Source organism: Paramesorhizobium deserti, from assembly GCF_001558695.1.
GTDB classification, from domain to species: Bacteria; Pseudomonadota; Alphaproteobacteria; order Rhizobiales; family Rhizobiaceae; genus Paramesorhizobium; species Paramesorhizobium deserti.
Genome location: NZ_LNTU01000034.1, coordinates 1 through 16,646, shown reverse-complemented (window position 1 = coordinate 16,646; position 16,646 = coordinate 1). Strand labels below are relative to the sequence as shown.

The following is a 16,646-nucleotide window of genomic DNA, read 5'->3' as shown; positions in this document are numbered from 1 at the left end:
GGACCCATTTATGACATCCAATTCTTCTGAAAAAATGCCTTCCACGCTGGATTCCGCTGCTCCCGCCAAGACCAAAGGCGGAACGGATGCCGTGTTAAAGCCGGTCGTGCTTGCGATACATCGTTTGGAGAATGTGGTCGAGACCGAGACGGAGCTTCTTCTCGGGGGGGCAAATCCCGACCTCAGCGAGATCAACGCCCGCAAGAGCCGGGGGCTCTATGATTTCACGCGTGCCATGAACAAGGCATCGACACTTGCCGATGCGCCGACGCTCAAGACGCTTCAGCCGCTGCTTGACCAGCTGAAGCAGAAGCTTGAGCGCAATTGTGAAGCGCTGCAATTGCATCTGCGGGCCGTCGGCGAACTTTCGGAAATCATCCGCTCGGCCATCGAGACGCAGGAAGCGGACGGCACTTACAGCATGCAGCATGCACGGGCCGGTCACGCCCTATGATCCGTACTGTCCTGATCGGATTGTGGATTTGCGCCGTAGCTCTTGGCTCGCTGTTTTTCGCGGTGCGCGGCCATGTGCCGTCTTCTGGAGACAGGGGCCAGCAAGCGAGCTATCTCGGCGGGATGGATTACGTCAAAACCGACGTGTTCAGCGTGCCGATCATGACCGACGGCTCGGTGGCCGGCTATATCGTCGCGCAACTGGTCTACACGATCGATTCGAAAACGAAGGCGCGGCTCACGGTTCCGCTGGAATATTTCATCAATGACGAGATATTCCGGCAGTTCTATGGGAGCTATTCCGATACGCGACAAGTCGAAAAGGTGAATTTCGAAACGGTCCGGAAATCCGTGATCGACGGCATTAACCGGCATTTCCCCGAACCGGTGGTCCACGATCTCCTGGTGGAGCAGTTCAGCTATATTTCGGCCCGCGAAATCCGCGAGATGAATTTGAAAGCGGCTGGACGGACGTGACCCTGCGGATCAGGGCATTGGCTACAGCGAATAATATTTGCTGGCCAGTTTCGAAAGCCGTGCTTCGCCCAGCGGTTGAATGGCGGGATCGTCGCAAAATCTGACGCCCAGTTCGAGACCGTCACGCCAAACCACTTCCGCGAAGAGCGCTTGGGCATAATGATCGTCGAAAAGCCAAAAGCGATCGGGCACGGCACGCGGGTCGGCGACGCGGATCTTGGCCCCGCCACCCGCGATATCATGCAACTGACATTCGATCAGAAAGCTGCCGTCGATGTTCACCAGCTTTCCTGAGCGCAGCCTGGTGCGGCGGCGCTCCGAGCGGCGTTTCTCGGCCATTGAACGAGGATCACTCATTGGAAAATCCCGCAAAGCCAATGCCGGCGGGATCTTCCGTCTTTAACAGAATGGTGCGTTACGCCACTTGCGCCATCGATCCTGCCCATTTCAGCCTCGCCGCGGATTCCTCGTTGACCTCCCATGCCACGCAAAGGATTTCGGAACCGTTAGGTTCGATCCGGGAGCCGAGAATTTCAGAGGGAACACGCAGGGAGCGGGACAATTCGAATACGGTGCGTTCGCAGACGGCGATGTGGCGGGTGACGCCTTGCTGGATGCCGTATTCAAGAGCGCCAAGAGAGAGCTCGATGGCCACGCGGTTGATGCCGCTGTTGAACTTCAGGTGCGAGGCAGATGGGGAAACGCAGAAACGGGTGGTTTCCCAAACGCGCGGCGACATGATGCTGGTGCGATCGGGGACAAGGTCGGAGAAAACTTCCCATGTCAGGGTCGGGCCTGTTGTGACCATCTGGCGAAGGCCGCCGAGCAACTGACCATCTGCCGACGTGGATAGAATGTACATGCAATCCATCGTGTCGTAGATATCTTTTTCCATATCTCCAGTGACATTCACGCTCCAGCCGAGCTTGTCATGAAAAATCGTTTTGCGCAGACAGAAATAGTCGTCGAGTAATGAGCGGTATTGTGACCTTTGGTGGGGATGAATATAGTGCAGCATGATCGCTCCTCTTTCGCCATAACGAGATGGATGAGGCGAAATTGACGAGCCCCGCCTAACGCAACTCCGGCAAAGCACCGGTCCCTCCGCCATGTGCGGATATTTGCAGGGCAAAAGTGAAAAGAGATTTAAGTTTATAGTTTGGGTTGTATCTTTTAATGAGAAACGCTTTATAGCATATCTATCTTACAGGTTGCAATACTTTAATAAATGCACTTATTGAGGGTTATCCGTTAAGGCAATTAGCGCAGGTGCCGCGGATTTCAACCGTGGTTTTGGATGGCTTGAAGCCGTTGCGGCCAGTCCAGTCGCTAACCTGCTGTTCGATTACCGTGTCCGAGAATTCCGATACCTGTCCGCATTTTTCGCAAATGGCGAATGCAATCAGCCCGTGTTCACCGCAATGGGGGTGTGCGCAGGCGACGAAGGCGTTGAGACTTTCGAGCCGATGGACCATGCCGTAGTCCAAGAGCTTTTCAAGCGCTCGATAGACCTGCAGCGGCGCGCGGAAGCCATCATCCCGCAATCGGTCGAGAATGGTATAAGCGCTCAAAGGGCTCTCGGCCTTCGCAAGAGCATCGAAGACCAGAGCCTGATTGCGGGTGAGCTCGTGTCTGGCTGTCATGGGCTTAGCGTCCGCGCGCGGTTGATGGCAGGAATATATGTAGTGGCAACAGGCTTAAAATGAAAACCCCCAAAGCTGCAACGACAATGGATGGACCGGACGGAGTGTCGAAACGCAGCGATCCGAAAAGGCCTGTCACGACCGCGATCGCCCCGAGAAGGGATGCGAAAACGGCCATCTGTTCCGGCGTGCTCGAAAGGCGTCTGGCCGTCGCCGCCGGAATAATCAGCAGTGCGGTAATCAGAAGAATGCCGACGATCTTCATCGCTATGGCGATGACCATGGCCATGAGCAGCATGAAGACAATGCGTGAAAGGTCCGGGCGGAGGCCTTCCGCCTTGGCCACGTCTTCATTGACGGTGGCGGCGAGCAGTGGACGCCATAGCCAAAACATGACCAGCAAGACGGCAAAGCCGCCGCCATAAATGAATGCGATGTCGGCTTTCGAAACGGCGAGGATATCGCCGAACAGGAACGCCAGGAGATCGACGCGTATCCATGTCATGAAGGCGACCATGACCAGCCCCAACGCGAGGGTCGAATGGGAGAGAATGCCAAGCAGCGAATCGGTTGAGAGCGAATCGCGGCGCTGTAGAAGCAGCAGAAGGCCGGAAATCAGCACGGCGACAGCGAACACGCCGATCATGGCATTGATCTCGAAGAAGAAGGCCAGCGCAACGCCGAGAAGAGCGGAATGTGCCATGGTGTCACCAAAATAGGCCATGCGCCGCCAGACGATGAAGCAACCGAGTGGCCCAGTGGTGAGCGCGAGGCCGACACCGGCAATGAGCGCACGGGTGAAGAAATCATCGAGCATCGGTGCTTTCTCCTTTCGCCTTCACGGTCTGCGTGTGATCATGACCATGGTGATGGCCGTCATGCTCATGGCAGTGATCGGTGACTGATCCATCCGCGTGGCGGACGCGCCCGTCGGGAAGATGGGTGTGATCGTGATGATGCTCATAAACGGCGAGTGATCCTCTGGCACGGGGGCCGAAAAGCTTTGCGTATTCGGGGCTTGCTGCGACGTCCTTCGGGGTGCCGCTGCAGCATATATGCCCATTGAGGCAAATGACGCGATCGGTCGCGGCCATGACCAGATGCAGGTCGTGCGAGATCAGGAGCACGCCACAATGAGAGGTGTCGCGCAGTTTCTCGATCAATTCATAGAGTGCGGCTTCCCCGACAAAATCCACTCCTTGCACAGGTTCATCAAGGACGAGAATATCCGGCTTGCGCACCATTGCCCTGGCGAGCAGCGCACGCTGGAATTCTCCGCCCGAGAGAAAGCGCAACTCGGCCTTAGCGAGATGGGGGATGCCGACAGCTTCAAGCGCCTGTTCGATATCCCGCTTCTTCTGGGGAGATGTCAGGGTGATGAGCCGCTCGACGGAAAGCGGCAGCGTCCAGTCGATCGCCAGTTTCTGGGGCACATAGCCGATGCGCAGGTCAGGCGCATGGATCACCTGTCCTTCATCCGGCTTCAGCACCTTGATTGCCAGCTTGGCGGTCGTGCTCTTGCCCGATCCGTTCGGCCCAATCAGGGTGACGATCTCTCCGCGCTTCAATTCGAGATCGATATCGCGGACGAGCCATTTGCCGTCTCGGAAAACGCCGGCATTTCTGATATCGATGAGAGGCGGTGAGGCCGTTTGGCCGGTGGGCATGTCGATATTTTCCAGTGAGCACTTGTCATGCCTTATGGCAGACGTTATAGAGTTACGCAACTTATGTAATAAGATAACATACCAGTTGCCGCATGCCCGAATTCAATGTGAGGTATCATGAAAATTCTCCGATCGCTTCTGCTTGCTTCGGCTGCGTTTGTCTGTGCCGGGTCTGCTTTTGCTGACGACAGGGAGGGTGTTGTCGCCTCGATCAAGCCTGTTCACTCGCTGGTCGCTGCGGTGATGGAAGGTGTCGGCGAACCCACACTCATCGTGCGGGGCACCGGTTCGGAGCATGTCTATAGCCTCAGGCCTTCAGATGCAGAGGCGATCGAGCACGCCAAGGTGATCTTCTGGGCCGGCCCTGGAATGGAAACCTTTCTCCAGAAGCCTTTCGAGACCTTAGCCATGGGCGCGAAGATCGTGGCTCTCGAAGATGCCCCGGGCCTGACTAAGCTCAAATTCCGCGAAGGCGGTCCGTTCGAAGCACATGAGCATGGTGACGAGGCGGAAGAAGGCCATGACCATGCTCATGAAAAGGCGCATGACGGGCATGAATATGCCGAGGGGGAGGAGGGGCATGCCCATGACACTGCAGAACACGCACACGATCACACGGAGACGGCAGCAGAGGCGGAAGGCCACGCGCACCACGATCATGCGCATGGCGAATACGATCTGCATTTCTGGCTCGATCCGGAAAATGCGAAGATCCTCGTGCAGGATATCGCCAAAACGCTTTCGGAGTCCGATCCCGAACATGCCGAACGCTACAAGGCGAATGCGGATGCCTATTCGGCGAAGCTCGACGCGCTGACCAAGGATATCACGGCCGAGCTCAAGCCGGTCAAGGACAAGCCATTCATCGTCTTCCACGATGCCTATCAGTATTTCGAAAAGCGCTTCGGTGTGAATACGGTGGGTTCGATTACCGTCAGTCCCGAAAACGTCCCCGGCGCGCAACGCGTTTCGGAGATTCGCGAAAAGGTGAAGCAGCTCGGCGCGACATGCGTTTTTGCGGAGCCGCAATTCGAGCCGCGGCTGGTCAAGACGGTCACTGAAGGCACGACGGCGAAATCCGGCGTGCTCGATCCGCTCGGCGCATCGCTGAAGGACGGCCCCGATCTCTATCCGGAGCTTATCCGCAATCTGGCGAACTCCTTGAGGGCCTGCCTTTCGGAAGCGAGCTGAGGATTCTTGCTGATATGGCGGGCCGACTGTCCGCCATAGCACGCCGGGGGTTGGTCAGGAGATCGGCGTTCTACGCCTTCAAGAGCGCGTCCACAACGGGCGCGCCGGTCTCCGCAAGGGTTCTGTTGTCAAGAACCGTCGCGATCGCCTCGCGTACTTCCAACATCATTAGCCGGACTTCGCAATTCTCTTCATTGCAATCGTCACATGGACGGTATCGCGTCTTGCTGGCGCAGGAAATCGGTGCCAACGGTCCGTCGAGGATGCGGATGATATTGCCGATGCGGATTTCATCGGCAGGTCTGGCGAGGCAGAAGCCTCCGCCTTTTCCTTTGCGGCTCTGCACAAAGCCGGCGTTGCGCAACTCAGTCAGGATATTGTCCAGAAATTTCCTTGGAATCTGGCGTATAGTCGCGATCTCATTGACGGATGCAAGTTCGCCTTTTTCGATCTCGGCCAGGTGAACCATCGCCTTGAGGCCGTATTTTCCTTTCCTGGTCAGCATGGCTGTTCCTGGGACAAGATGCGATCTTTCCTATGACCGTTCTGGAGCGGCAGTTTTCATGCCTGCCGCTATTATCTCTACCAGAATTAAGAATTCGCTTATCGGCCCGCAAGCATTTTCGGCAGTAATCCGAAAGCTCTGGCAGGATTCCTATTCGAATGGGCCGCCAAAGATGATCTGTCCGTCGATGACGGTTCTTTTGACATCGAGTTCATCATCAAGATGCAGGAAACTGGCGCGCATTCCCTTGCGTAGCGTGCCAAGCTCGTCGCCTACGCCGATGCTTTGGGCAGGATAAAGCGACGCCATGCGCAATGCCTCCTCAAGCGGCAGGCCGATCACCCGGTGCATGAAGCGGACCGCCGAAATCATATCGAGGTCGGCGCCAGCGAGCGTTCCGTCCTCGAGCGTGAGCCGGCCATCGGCACGATAGATCATCCGCCCATTGAGGGTGAAGCTCGTCATATCCGTGCCGATCGTCGACATGGCGTCGGTGACGAGGAAGATGTGTCCGGGACCGGTCTTCGCCCGCAGCGCGATACGGATGGCTGCAGGATCGACATGGAAGCCATCGGCAATCAGACCGACATTGAGGCTGCCGAGATCGAGGGCCGCGCCGACCATGCCCGGTTCGCGATGGCCGAGAGGGCTCATGGCGTTGAAGAGATGTGTTACCACTGAGGCGCCGGCGCGGGTGGCATCCGCAATGCTCGAATAAGCGCAATCGGAGTGTCCGAGGCTGACGATGATGCCGGCTGCTGCAAGCGCTTCGATCTGCTCGTTGGTGGTGTTTTCCGGCGCGACCGTTGTGAGCAGGACGGGTAGGTGCTTGCGCGCCTCGATCAGCCGCGCGAGGTCGGCGTCCTCCATCGGGCGGATAAGGGCGGGATGGTGCGTGCCCTTACGCTTGACCGACAGATGCGGTCCTTCGAGATGAAGGCCTAGAAAGCCCGGCACCTTTTCGCGTGCGGCCTCTTCGCCAGCGGCAATGGTCGCTGCCGTTATCTCACGGGTATCGGTGATCAGGGTGGGCAGCAACCCGACCGTACCGAACTTGGCATGGGCGGCGCAGATGGTGCGGATGGCGTCCAGATCGGGTTGTTCATTGAGCAGCACGCCGCCGCCGCCATTGACTTGCAGGTCGATGAAGCCGGGGACGATCATCCCGTCATGTACGGAGATCGTCCGTATCCCGGTGGGGACGGCATTTCGGGCGACAACGGCTTCAATCAGCCCGTCGCGCAAAATCAATGCTTTATCGTGTAGCCATCGCTCGCCGTCGAAGATACGTGGCGCGGTCAGGGCAAACGGTTCACTTATCATATGGTTTCGGTCACTTTACGAAGATGAGGCGGCTGGTCCGGGTTGAAGCCGCGATGGCGCGACAGGGCTTCGACAAAGCCATAGAAGGAGACCAGAAGCGTCAGGGGATCGGTCAGGCGGTGCGGTGTGGCGATAAAGGGCAGGGCGGTCGCCGTGGTCCTGGCGGTGGAGGTCACGAAAACGGATGCGCCTTGTGCGGCAATCCGGTCGGAGGTTTCGATGATCGATTTTTCCGCCTGGTCATGGGCAGTCAGCGCAAGCACGGGGAAGTTCTCGCCGACGATAGCGACCGGACCATGCAGAACTTCCGCCGCGCTATAGGCTTCGGCATGCATGGAGCTCGTTTCCTTGAATTTCAGCGCCACTTCGCTGGCAATGGCGGAGGAGGGGCCACGTCCCAAAACGAAGAGCGAATCGTGGCCTTCCAGCGCCTCCGCCAGGGGTGACCAGTCGCAGGTCAGCGCATCGGCGAGACATTTGGGCAATTGATCAAGGGCGGAGAGCAGTTCCGTATCGTTCGTCCAGTGCGCGAGGAGGCCGAGGCCTGCGACTGCGGACGCGACGAATGTCTTTGTCGCCGCAACGCTTCTTTCAGGGCCCGCAAGGATATCGATCGGGAAATCACTGGTCTGCGCCAAGGGCGAATCCGGTGAATTGCTGATGGCGAATGTCAGGGCGCCGCTTTCACGCGCCATTTCGGCCATCGTCAAGATATCAGGACTCTTTCCGGATTGCGAGATCGCGATTGCCGCGGCTTTGGCGAGCTTTAGCTGGACGCCATAGATCGACGCGATGGAGGGGCCGAGCGAGGCGACGGGGATGCCGGCGGTCAGCTCGGTCGCATATTTGAGATAGGTTGCGACATGGTCCGAGGACCCGCGCGCGATCGAGGCGAGAAAAGCCGGATCCTTTTCGCGCAGAAAAGTACCGGCTTTGCGCAAAATATCGTTCGATTCGTCGAGAAATCGCGCCACCACATCGGGAATGGAGGCAATCTCGGTGTACATGAGACTGGACTGTGTGGTCAAAGAACCGCTCCCGCTGCTTCCGCCGATTGTTCCGATGGCCCGCTGAGACGCAATTCGGCGATGAATTCATAGGCATCGGCCCGGTAGATCGAGCGGGTAAACTCGATCACCTTGCCGGATTCAAGATAGGAAATGCGCTCGATATTGAGGCTTGCCGATCCAGGCTGAACCTCAAGGATACGCGCGTCATTTTCCTTTAAAATGGCGGCGGAAATGCGCTGGATCGCTCGCACGGGACGATTTCCGCTTGCCGCCAGAACCGCATAGAGCGATGTCGTTACATCTTCCGGACGGGGCAGGACACTTGCTGCCAGCGCCGCTCGCTCGATCGCCATCGGCGTTTCGTTGGCAACGCGCAGACGACTGATGCGGGCGACCTTTTCGCCAGATGTGAGGCCCAGCGCTACCATCTCTTCGGGCGAGGGAGCATAGATGCCGCGATCGAGCCACTCCGAGCGGACGATCATGCCGCGCCGCGCCATATCCTCGGTAAACGAAGTGAGTTGGGTCAGATATTGTTCCACGGGCTTCACCCGCGAGGCAACAAAAGTGCCCGAGCCATGACGCTGGATCAGCAGCCCTTCTTTCACCAGTTCCTGAACGGCCTTGCGGACGGTGACGCGCGATACATCGGCCATGCTGGCGATCTCGCGTTCCGGCGGCAGGGCATCGCCTGATTTGATGAGGCCGCGGTCAACGGCACGTTCGATAATCCGCTTGAGTTTGACGTAGAGAGGGCCGCCACCCGGCGATTGCGCCGCGATATCGGCGAAGATGACCCGCATCGAATCAGCCATGGTTCGCCTCCGCATGCGCAAAGAGCCCAACCGCGAGCCTGACCGCGCCGCTCAGCGCGTCGCCAATCGGCGGCCGTAAACGGCTGCGATATCTGGGCGAAAGCCTTGGTGCATAAAGTGGGCCGAGCCCGCCGATCAGGCAGAGCGTGTCCTGCTTGGGCGGCATGATCGCATCAAGCGCTTCCTCGATTGTCCTAAGCGACTGCTCGACGAGCAGAAGGGCTAGCCTGTCGCCCTTGTCAGCATATTCGAAGACCAGCGGCGCATAGGTGCCGAAATCGCTCGGCCTGGCGTCATGCGCGAACGAGACGATCCGGTGTGGATCGTTGCCGAACATCGCCATGGTCTTTTCCGCCAGCGGCGAGGAAAGGTGAACGCCGTCGTAAGCAAGCAGTGTCTCCTCGAGCAGATCACGACCAAGACGGGCGCCGCCGGCGAGATCGCTCACCTTGAAGCCCCACCCCCCGATTGTGCGTATGCGGCCAGCCTGGCGCGTAACGAAGACTGAGCCGGTGCCGAGGATGACGACGGTTCCGTCGGTGTCGCCGATCGCGCCATGAAGCGCGATAGTAGCGTCGGATTTCACCTTGGCATGGGCAAAGGGCAGAAGCTTTTCGAGGCGGGTTGCGTTATCGCCGACATTGGCGCCGGCGAGACCGAGAACTGCCGAAATCGAGGTTTCGGCTTCCACACGAAGGCCAGCTTCCTGCAAGGCCTGCCGTGTGGCGGCCAGGATGCTGGTCCGCGCGCCTTCTATATCCGTCATGATATTGGCCGCACCGCTCTGGCCGCGGCTAAGTATACGCCCTGCCTTGTCGGCAAGCGCCGCGCGACATCCGGTGCCGCCGCCATCGATTCCGAGAAGAAGTTCCACGCGCTGTGCCTCCTGCAGATTATAATACCAATAAAGTACCAATAGCCAAGTGCTAAATCTCGTCGGGTGTGTCAATTTTATAACTATATGAAAAATCATCATATTTTTTCGGGCTGGAAATTTGATCGCAAGAATTCATTAAGGTCTCTGGACAAGTGGTATTTTTTTGGCATTATCAACTGAGTGGGAGAACGGACATAATGGCCCTAAATCGGACCGAACAGCTGAATGAGGGGGCGCGGGGCCTCGACTGCCAGCCGCCGCATCATATCGCTGCTCTTCTTGCCAAGGCGCAGGAGGCGGCCGCCGCTGTTGTTGCTTCTTCCTCTAACGACATTGCCGCTGCCGCGAATCTCGTTGCTGACGCCCTGGAACGGGGCGGGCGTCTCGCCTACGCGGCCGCGGGCAGTTCAGGGCTGATGGCGCTTGCCGATGCCTTGGAGCTGCCCGGCACGTTCGGCATTCCGCGCGATCGTATCGTTGTGCTTCTTGCCGGCGGCGTCGAAAGCCTGACCAATCTGACCGGAGCGCCCGAAGACAGCGCGGAGCGGGGTGCGCGCGACGTTTCATCCGCCAATCTCGATTCAAGCGATTGTCTCATTGCGATTTCGGCGAGCGGCTCGACGCCTTATGCGGTTGGCGCCTTGCAGGCTGCCAAGAGCCGCGGTCTGAAGACGATCGCCATGGCCAATAATCCGGGGGCACCCATTCTGGAAGAAGCCGATATCGGCATCCTTTTGGCAACGCCGCCGGAAATAATAGCGGGGTCAACCCGCATGGGCGCAGGGACCGCCCAAAAAATCGCATTGAACCTGTTGTCGACGCTGGCGGCGATCCGACTTGGTCATGTCCATGACGGCTACATGGTCAATCTCCATGCGGATAACCAAAAGCTCAGGCGGCGAGCGGTGCGTATCGTGGCCGCTATAGCGAATTGCAGCGAGGCGGAGGCGCAGGCCTGTCTTGAGCAGGCGGGCGGTTCGGTCAAGCCGGCGGTTCTTCTGGCGGCAGGCGCGGCGGATCTTGCCGCTGCGTTACGGCTTCTCGACAGCAACGGACAGAAATTGCGTCCGGCGCTTTCGAAATTGGAAGGGAACCGCGGTTCCCATTAACGTAGGCTGCATAATCTTATCCAAAAAGTCTGCAACTTTTTGGGATTATGCAGGAACAGTGCGCCTGAAGGGCGCCAAAAAGGGGAGAGTATCATGATGAGCAGGACAATGATTGCGGTGTTGCTTGCGTCAAGCGTTTTCGGCTCGGCCGGAGCGGCTTATGCGCAAGACGTGACGCTGAACATCGAGAGCTGGCGCAATGACGACCTGCCAATCTGGCAGGAAAAGCTGATCCCCGCCTTCGAGGCGAAGCATCCGGGCATCAAGCTTACGTTCAATCCTTCCGCGCCAACGGAGTATGATGCCGCACTTGGCGCCAAGCTCGACGCCAACACCGCGGGCGACATTATCACCTGCCGCCCGTTCGACAAGTCGCTGGCGCTGTTCCAGAAGGGGCAGCTTGCCTCGCTCAACGATCTGCCTGGCATCGACAAGTTCAGCTCGGTCGCAAAGTCCGCCTGGATCACCGATGACGGCAAGGATATCTTCTGCGTGCCGGTGGCTTCGGTCATCCACGGCTTCATCTACAATAAGGATGCCTTCGACGAACTCGGCCTTTCGGTACCACAGACGGAAGACGAATTCTTCGCCGTACTCGACAAGATCAAGGAGAACGGCACCTATATCCCGATGGCGATGGGCACCAAGGATCTCTGGGAAGCCGCGACGATGGGCTACCAGAATATCGGCCCGAACTACTGGAAGGGCGAGGAAGGCCGCCTCGCGCTGATCGCGGGCAAGGAGAAGCTGACCGACCCTCAGTGGGTGGACCCGTACAAGACGCTCGCTCGCTGGAAGGACTATCTGGGCGACGGCTTCGAGGCACAGACCTATCCGGACAGCCAGAACCTCTTCACGCTCGGCCGCGCGGCCATCTATCCGGCCGGTTCCTGGGAAATCTCAGGCTTCAACACCCAGGCGCAGTTCAAGATGGGTGCATTCCCGCCGCCGGTGAAGAATGCAGGCGACACCTGCTATATCTCCGATCATACCGATCTCGGCATCGGCATGAACGCCAAGACCGCGCATCCCGAGGAAGCGAAGAAGTTCCTGGAATGGGTGGCATCGCCGGAATTCGCGGAAATCTACGCCAACGCGCTGCCTGGCTTCTTCAGCCTGTCGTCTACGCCGGTGAAGATGGAAGATCCGCTGGCGCAGGAATTCGTCTCCTGGCGCGACAAGTGCAAGTCGACCATTCGCTCGACCTATCAGATTCTGTCGCGCGGAACGCCCAATCTTGAAAATGAGACCTGGATCGAATCGGCCAATGTGATCAACGGCACCGACACGCCCGAAGCCGCCGCCGAGAAACTGCAGAAGGGTCTCGACAGCTGGTACAAGCCGGCGAATTGATGAACAGGCGGCGGGGCGTCTTTGCGACGCCTCGCCGTTTTTACCCTTCTTTCCTTCTGGGAGAAGGGAAGGTAATCGGAAGGCTGACGGAAATAATGACCACAAAGACCGCAAAGACCAGGCCCGTGCGATGGCATATCGCCGTTTTCCTTGCGCCAGCGGTCCTGATCTATACTGCGGTGATGATCCTGCCGCTCTTCGGAACGCTGCAATTATCCCTCTTTCGGGTTGAGAATAATGCGTCCGCTTTCGTCGGCCTCGACAATTTCCACACGCTGTTCGGCGATCCGCGCTGGGCGGCGAGCTTTTGGAACGCGCTCAAGAACAATGTCTGGTTCTTCATTATCCACATGCTGGTGCAGAACCCGATCGGTATTCTGCTGGCGGCGCTTCTGAGCCATCCGAAATTGCGGTTCAGCACCTTTTACCGGACGGCGATCTTCATCCCCACGATCCTGTCCTTCGTGATCGTCGGCTTCGCCTGGAAGCTGATCCTTTCCCCGCTCTGGGGGATCGCTCCTGATATGCTCAACATGATCGGGTTGAAGAGCCTGTTTGCGCCCTGGCTCGGCCAGGAACGCTATGCGCTTACCGCATTGAGCCTGATTTCCGTCTGGCAGTTCATCGGCATCCCGATGATGCTGATCTATGCGGCGCTCCTGTCGATACCCGACGAGATCATTGAAGCCGCGGAATGCGACGGCATCACCGGCGCCGCGCAATTCTGGAAGATCAAGCTGCCGCTGATCCTGCCCTCCATCGGCATCATTTCGATCCTGACATTCGTCGGCAATTTCAACGCATTTGACCTGATCTACACGACACAGGGCGCTCTCGCCGGGCCAAACTACTCGACCGATATCCTGGGCACCTTCATGTTCCGAACCTTCTTCGGTTTCCAGCTTCAGGTCGGCGACCGGAACATGGGCGCAGCGATCGCCTCGGTGATGTTCTTCATCATCCTCGCCGGCGTCTGCCTCTATCTTTTCGGCATTCAGCGGCGTCTGCGCCGCTATCAATTCTGAGGGGTGCCACAGTGAGCCGCGCCACATCTTCACTCCCCCGTACTATTGCAGCGCATGCGATCCTGATCACCTACACGATCATCGCACTGTTTCCGGTCATCATCATTGTCATCAATTCGTTCAAGGCGCGAAACGCAATCTTCCGCATGCCCTTGCAGCCGCCGACCCAGGAGACATTCAGTCTGATCGGCTATCAAACCGTGATAAACCAGGGCAATTTCTTCCTTTATTTCCAGAACAGCCTGATTGTGACGGTGGTTTCGATCGCGCTGGTGCTGGTCTTCGGTGCAATGGCCGCCTTTGCGCTTTCCGAGTACCGCTTCCGTGGCAACACGCTGATGGGGCTCTATCTGGCGCTGGGCATCATGATCCCCATCCGGCTCGGCACGGTTTCCATTCTCGAGCTGATGGTAGCAAGCGGGCTCGTCAACACGCTGACATCGCTGATTCTCGTCTATACCGCGCAGGGGCTGCCGCTCGCCGTTTTCATCCTGTCGGAATTCATGAAGCAGGTTTCGGACGATCTGAAGAACGCCGGGCGCATTGATGGCCTCAGCGAATACCGCATCTTCTTCCGACTCGTGCTGCCGCTGGTCAGGCCGGCCATGGCGACGGTGGCCGTGTTTACCATGATCCCGATCTGGAACGATCTGTGGTTCCCGTTGATTCTCGCTCCGGCTGAGGCGACGAAGACCGTGACGCTCGGGGCGCAGATGTTCATCGGCCAATATGTCACCAACTGGAATGCGGTGCTTTCCGCTTTGTCGCTGGCGATATTGCCTGTGCTGATCCTCTATTTCTTCTTCTCCCGCCAGCTCATTCGCGGGATCACGGCAGGAGCGGTCAAATGAGCGCCGAGAATTTCAGGCCCGTACGGGTCATGGTTGCCGGACTTGGTAATATGGGTTTGAGTCATGCGCTCGCCTATCACGCCAATCCGGGTTTTGAGATCGTCGGCCTCGTCAACCGCTCCACGATCGAGTTACCCGAATCGCTGCGTGGCTATCCCTTCCTCCATTCCTTTGATCAGGCGCTGGAGACGCTCGCGCCCGATCTCGTCTGCATTGCCACTTATTCCGACAGTCATGCCGATTACGCGGTGAAGGCGATGGAAACAGGCGCGGATGTTTTCGTCGAAAAGCCGCTGGCCACCAATGTCGCCGATGCCGAGCGTGTGGTCGCCACGGCGAAGGCGAAAGGCCGTAAGCTGGTGGTCGGCTACATATTGCGCCACCATCCCTCATGGATGAGGCTGATCGCCGAGGCAAGGGCGCTCGGTGGTCCCTATGTTTTCCGCATGAATCTCAATCAGCAGTCGAGCGGCGCCCATTGGGAAACGCACAAGCAACTGATGAAGACGACGTCGCCGATCGTTGATTGCGGCGTGCACTATGTCGATGTGATGTGCCAGATCACCGACGCCAAACCTGTTCAGGTGCGCGGCATGGGTTTGCGGCTTTCGCCTGAAATCGACGAGGCGATGTATAATTACGGTCATCTGCAGGTGCTGTTCGACGATGGCTCCGTCGGTTGGTACGAGGCCGGCTGGGGGCCGATGATGTCGGAGACGGCGTTCTTCGTGAAAGACGTCATCTCACCCAATGGCTGCGTTTCCATTGTGATGGACGAGAGTGCCAAATCGGCCGATATCGACACGCATACGAAGACTTCCGTCATCCGCGTCCATTCGGCGAAACTGGATGCAGAGGGAAAACTCGCCGAGGCTGACCGGCATCTTTCGATGGAGGGCGAGCCGGACCATCAGGCGCTCTGCGATCTGGAGCAAGCTTTCGTGCTCAGGGCGATTCGCGAGAATGTCGATCTCACCCGCCATATGGAGGATGCGGTGCAGTCGCTGCGCATTTGCCTTGCGGCGGATGAGAGCGTGCGCACGGGAAAAGCCATCGCGCTTTAGATTTTTGTTTTAGCCGCATGATCTTATCCGAAAGTCTGCAACTTTCGGGATCATGTTTGATCTTCAAGGACAGGAACCACGATTTGGGTACGCTGAAACTGGAAAATATCCGCAAGTCCTTCGGATCGGTCGATGTGCTGAAGGGCATTGATCTCGATGTGAAAGACGGGGAGCTGGTGGTTTTCGTCGGGCCGTCCGGCTGCGGAAAATCCACCCTGCTGCGGGTCATTGCAGGCCTCGAAGATGCAACCTCGGGTGAGGTGCTGATCGATGATGAAGCCGCCGGTCATATCCCGCCCGCCAAGCGGGGCATCGCCATGGTATTCCAAACCTATGCCCTCTATCCGCATCTGACGGTGCGCGACAATATGGGGCTGGGACTGAAGCAGGCGGGAACGCCGGCGGCTGAAATCGTCAGCCGTGTCGCCAAAGCCTCGGCCATGCTGTCGCTTGACGATTATCTGGCGCGCAGGCCGGCGGAACTGTCGGGCGGGCAGCGCCAGCGCGTCGCCATCGGCCGTGCGCTGGTACGCGAGCCGAAGCTGTTCCTGTTCGACGAGCCGCTCTCGAATCTCGATGCGGCGCTGCGCGTCAATACGCGGCTTGAAATTGCGAAGCTTCACCGGGACCTGAATGCGACGATGATCTATGTGACCCACGATCAGGTGGAGGCGATGACGCTCGCCGACAAGATCGTGGTGCTCAACAATGGCCGGATCGAGCAGATCGGCGCGCCGATGGAGCTCTATAATTCTCCGGCCAACCTGTTCGTTGCCGGTTTCATAGGCTCACCGAAAATGAATTTCGTCGATGCCGAGCGTCTCGGACATGACGGGGTAAAGACGATCGGTGTCAGGCCGGAACACATCACGGTCGATCCGAAATCCGGTACCTGGTCCGGCACCGTCATGCATGCCGAGCATCTGGGGGCAGATACCAATCTCTATCTCGACAGCAAGGAAGCCGGGCTCGTCACCATCCGGCTTTTCGGCGAATATAAGGTGGAGCCGGGGGCTGTGCTTTATGCAACGCCGGATCCGGCCAAGACCTATCACTTCGATGCGGCAGGCAAGGTAATGGCCTGACCAGTATTCGAAGTGGCTCATTCGGGGGGAGGGCGGTGGAGAACGGACGGGTATAATCATCCGTCCGTTTTTCATTATCCGGCTCTCGAAAAGCCGCCCTTCCGGCGGTCGGAAAAAAATCTCAAAAACTTCAATTCGGCAGTTGACAGTTTTGCAGGTGTGGTCGTATATAGCGCCACAACGAGGGCGGCGGCGCCG

The 16,646-nt window shown here is 58.2% G+C and carries 19 protein-coding genes; 9 read left to right on the top strand and 10 right to left on the bottom strand.

The features are described from left to right. The first annotated feature begins 34 nt into the window (after nt 1–34). Together ATN84_RS16320 and ATN84_RS16315 are read left to right on the top strand one after the other, a co-directional pair. Nucleotides 35–454, top strand: a complete 420-nt coding sequence (locus tag ATN84_RS16320; protein ID WP_068882744.1) for a hypothetical protein — start codon at nt 35–37, stop codon at nt 452–454. Next, a complete protein-coding gene (locus ATN84_RS16315) occupies nt 451–930 on the top strand; it encodes a hypothetical protein (protein WP_068882743.1) in 480 nt (159 codons plus the stop codon). Before ATN84_RS16320 ends, ATN84_RS16315 begins: the two co-directional genes overlap by 4 nt. A gap of 21 nt (nt 931–951) precedes the next feature. Here ATN84_RS16315 and ATN84_RS16310 read toward each other — a convergent pair whose 3' ends face one another. The 5 genes from ATN84_RS16310 to ATN84_RS16290 all read right to left on the bottom strand — a co-directional run bounded on the left by ATN84_RS16310 (nt 952) and on the right by ATN84_RS16290 (nt 4,240). After that, nucleotides 952–1,287, bottom strand: coding sequence for a PilZ domain-containing protein (locus ATN84_RS16310; RefSeq protein ID WP_068882742.1), 336 nt, complete (start codon nt 1,285–1,287; stop codon nt 952–954). A 58-nt stretch (nt 1,288–1,345) separates the two neighbouring features. Further along, complete coding sequence (locus ATN84_RS16305) at nt 1,346–1,948, bottom strand: acyl-homoserine-lactone synthase (RefSeq protein WP_161939586.1); 603 nt, start codon at nt 1,946–1,948, stop codon at nt 1,346–1,348. A 226-nt stretch (nt 1,949–2,174) separates the two neighbouring features. After that, on the bottom strand, nt 2,175–2,573 hold the full coding sequence (locus ATN84_RS16300) for a Fur family transcriptional regulator (RefSeq protein ID WP_068882740.1): 399 nt from the start codon (nt 2,571–2,573) through the stop codon (nt 2,175–2,177). Nucleotides 2,574–2,577: 4 nt separating this feature from the next. Continuing rightward, a complete protein-coding gene (locus tag ATN84_RS16295; RefSeq protein WP_068882739.1) occupies nt 2,578–3,390 on the bottom strand; it encodes an iron chelate uptake ABC transporter family permease subunit in 813 nt (270 codons plus the stop codon). Continuing rightward, a complete protein-coding gene (locus tag ATN84_RS16290) occupies nt 3,380–4,240 on the bottom strand; it encodes an ATP-binding cassette domain-containing protein (RefSeq protein ID WP_068882738.1) in 861 nt (286 codons plus the stop codon). The genes ATN84_RS16295 and ATN84_RS16290 overlap by 11 nt, the downstream gene beginning before the upstream one ends. A gap of 117 nt (nt 4,241–4,357) precedes the next feature. Between ATN84_RS16290 and ATN84_RS16285 the strand changes: the two genes are divergently transcribed. Next, nucleotides 4,358–5,431: a zinc ABC transporter substrate-binding protein gene (locus ATN84_RS16285; RefSeq protein ID WP_068882737.1), complete on the top strand. Its 1,074-nt coding sequence runs from the start codon at nt 4,358–4,360 to the stop codon at nt 5,429–5,431. A 70-nt stretch (nt 5,432–5,501) separates the two neighbouring features. Here the strand turns inward: ATN84_RS16285 and ATN84_RS16280 are convergent, their stop codons facing one another. The 5 genes from ATN84_RS16280 to ATN84_RS16260 all read right to left on the bottom strand — a co-directional run bounded on the left by ATN84_RS16280 (nt 5,502) and on the right by ATN84_RS16260 (nt 9,958). Continuing rightward, entirely contained in the window at nt 5,502–5,936 is a 435-nt protein-coding gene (locus tag ATN84_RS16280; protein ID WP_068882736.1) for an RrF2 family transcriptional regulator, read from the bottom strand. 150 nt (nt 5,937–6,086) lie between these two features. Next, a complete protein-coding gene (nagA, locus tag ATN84_RS16275; RefSeq protein ID WP_068883485.1) occupies nt 6,087–7,256 on the bottom strand; it encodes an N-acetylglucosamine-6-phosphate deacetylase in 1,170 nt (389 codons plus the stop codon). Beyond that, a complete protein-coding gene (locus ATN84_RS16270; protein WP_068882735.1) occupies nt 7,256–8,287 on the bottom strand; it encodes an SIS domain-containing protein in 1,032 nt (343 codons plus the stop codon). The genes nagA and ATN84_RS16270 overlap by 1 nt, the downstream gene beginning before the upstream one ends. Further along, the gene (locus ATN84_RS16265; RefSeq protein WP_068882734.1) at nt 8,284–9,084 is read right to left on the bottom strand and encodes a GntR family transcriptional regulator; all 801 of its coding nucleotides are present in this window, start codon (nt 9,082–9,084) and stop codon (nt 8,284–8,286) included. Before ATN84_RS16265 ends, ATN84_RS16270 begins: the two co-directional genes overlap by 4 nt. Beyond that, nucleotides 9,077–9,958, bottom strand: a complete 882-nt coding sequence (locus ATN84_RS16260; RefSeq protein ID WP_068883483.1) for a glucosamine kinase nucleotide-binding domain-containing protein — start codon at nt 9,956–9,958, stop codon at nt 9,077–9,079. The genes ATN84_RS16265 and ATN84_RS16260 overlap by 8 nt, the downstream gene beginning before the upstream one ends. Nucleotides 9,959–10,158: 200 nt before the next feature. Here ATN84_RS16260 and ATN84_RS16255 point away from each other — a divergent pair, with 200 nt between their 5' ends. The 6 genes from ATN84_RS16255 to ATN84_RS16230 all read left to right on the top strand — a co-directional run bounded on the left by ATN84_RS16255 (nt 10,159) and on the right by ATN84_RS16230 (nt 16,448). Continuing rightward, a complete protein-coding gene (locus ATN84_RS16255) occupies nt 10,159–11,070 on the top strand; it encodes an N-acetylmuramic acid 6-phosphate etherase (protein ID WP_068882733.1) in 912 nt (303 codons plus the stop codon). 96 nt (nt 11,071–11,166) lie between these two features. Then, a complete protein-coding gene (locus ATN84_RS16250; RefSeq protein WP_425287421.1) occupies nt 11,167–12,423 on the top strand; it encodes an ABC transporter substrate-binding protein in 1,257 nt (418 codons plus the stop codon). Between the two features lie 95 nt (nt 12,424–12,518). Next, on the top strand, nt 12,519–13,448 hold the full coding sequence (locus tag ATN84_RS16245; RefSeq protein ID WP_068882731.1) for a carbohydrate ABC transporter permease: 930 nt from the start codon (nt 12,519–12,521) through the stop codon (nt 13,446–13,448). An 11-nt stretch (nt 13,449–13,459) separates the two neighbouring features. After that, nucleotides 13,460–14,299 carry a carbohydrate ABC transporter permease gene (locus ATN84_RS16240; protein ID WP_068882730.1) on the top strand — a complete coding sequence of 280 codons (840 nt, stop codon included), beginning with the start codon at nt 13,460–13,462 and terminating at the stop codon, nt 14,297–14,299. After that, nucleotides 14,296–15,363, top strand: coding sequence for a Gfo/Idh/MocA family protein (locus ATN84_RS16235; protein WP_068882729.1), 1,068 nt, complete (start codon nt 14,296–14,298; stop codon nt 15,361–15,363). Before ATN84_RS16240 ends, ATN84_RS16235 begins: the two co-directional genes overlap by 4 nt. Nucleotides 15,364–15,446: 83 nt before the next feature. Then, a complete protein-coding gene (locus tag ATN84_RS16230; RefSeq protein ID WP_068883481.1) occupies nt 15,447–16,448 on the top strand; it encodes an ABC transporter ATP-binding protein in 1,002 nt (333 codons plus the stop codon). Nucleotides 16,449–16,646: the final 198 nt, after the last annotated feature.

Coding starts and splice junctions, on each gene's coding strand:
- ATN84_RS16305 (WP_161939586.1), bottom strand. CDS start 1,948: ATGCTGCACTATATTCATCCCCACCAAAGGTCACAATACCGCTCATTA.
- ATN84_RS16295 (WP_068882739.1), bottom strand. CDS start 3,390: ATGCTCGATGATTTCTTCACCCGTGCGCTCATTGCCGGTGTCGGCCTC.
- ATN84_RS16255 (WP_068882733.1), top strand. CDS start 10,159: ATGGCCCTAAATCGGACCGAACAGCTGAATGAGGGGGCGCGGGGCCTC.
- ATN84_RS16280 (WP_068882736.1), bottom strand. CDS start 5,936: ATGCTGACCAGGAAAGGAAAATACGGCCTCAAGGCGATGGTTCACCTG.
- ATN84_RS16320 (WP_068882744.1), top strand. CDS start 35: ATGCCTTCCACGCTGGATTCCGCTGCTCCCGCCAAGACCAAAGGCGGA.
- ATN84_RS16300 (WP_068882740.1), bottom strand. CDS start 2,573: ATGACAGCCAGACACGAGCTCACCCGCAATCAGGCTCTGGTCTTCGAT.
- ATN84_RS16315 (WP_068882743.1), top strand. CDS start 451: ATGATCCGTACTGTCCTGATCGGATTGTGGATTTGCGCCGTAGCTCTT.
- ATN84_RS16310 (WP_068882742.1), bottom strand. CDS start 1,287: ATGAGTGATCCTCGTTCAATGGCCGAGAAACGCCGCTCGGAGCGCCGC.
- ATN84_RS16235 (WP_068882729.1), top strand. CDS start 14,296: ATGAGCGCCGAGAATTTCAGGCCCGTACGGGTCATGGTTGCCGGACTT.
- ATN84_RS16285 (WP_068882737.1), top strand. CDS start 4,358: ATGAAAATTCTCCGATCGCTTCTGCTTGCTTCGGCTGCGTTTGTCTGT.
- ATN84_RS16250 (WP_425287421.1), top strand. CDS start 11,167: ATGAGCAGGACAATGATTGCGGTGTTGCTTGCGTCAAGCGTTTTCGGC.
- ATN84_RS16265 (WP_068882734.1), bottom strand. CDS start 9,084: ATGGCTGATTCGATGCGGGTCATCTTCGCCGATATCGCGGCGCAATCG.
- ATN84_RS16245 (WP_068882731.1), top strand. CDS start 12,519: ATGACCACAAAGACCGCAAAGACCAGGCCCGTGCGATGGCATATCGCC.
- ATN84_RS16290 (WP_068882738.1), bottom strand. CDS start 4,240: ATGCCCACCGGCCAAACGGCCTCACCGCCTCTCATCGATATCAGAAAT.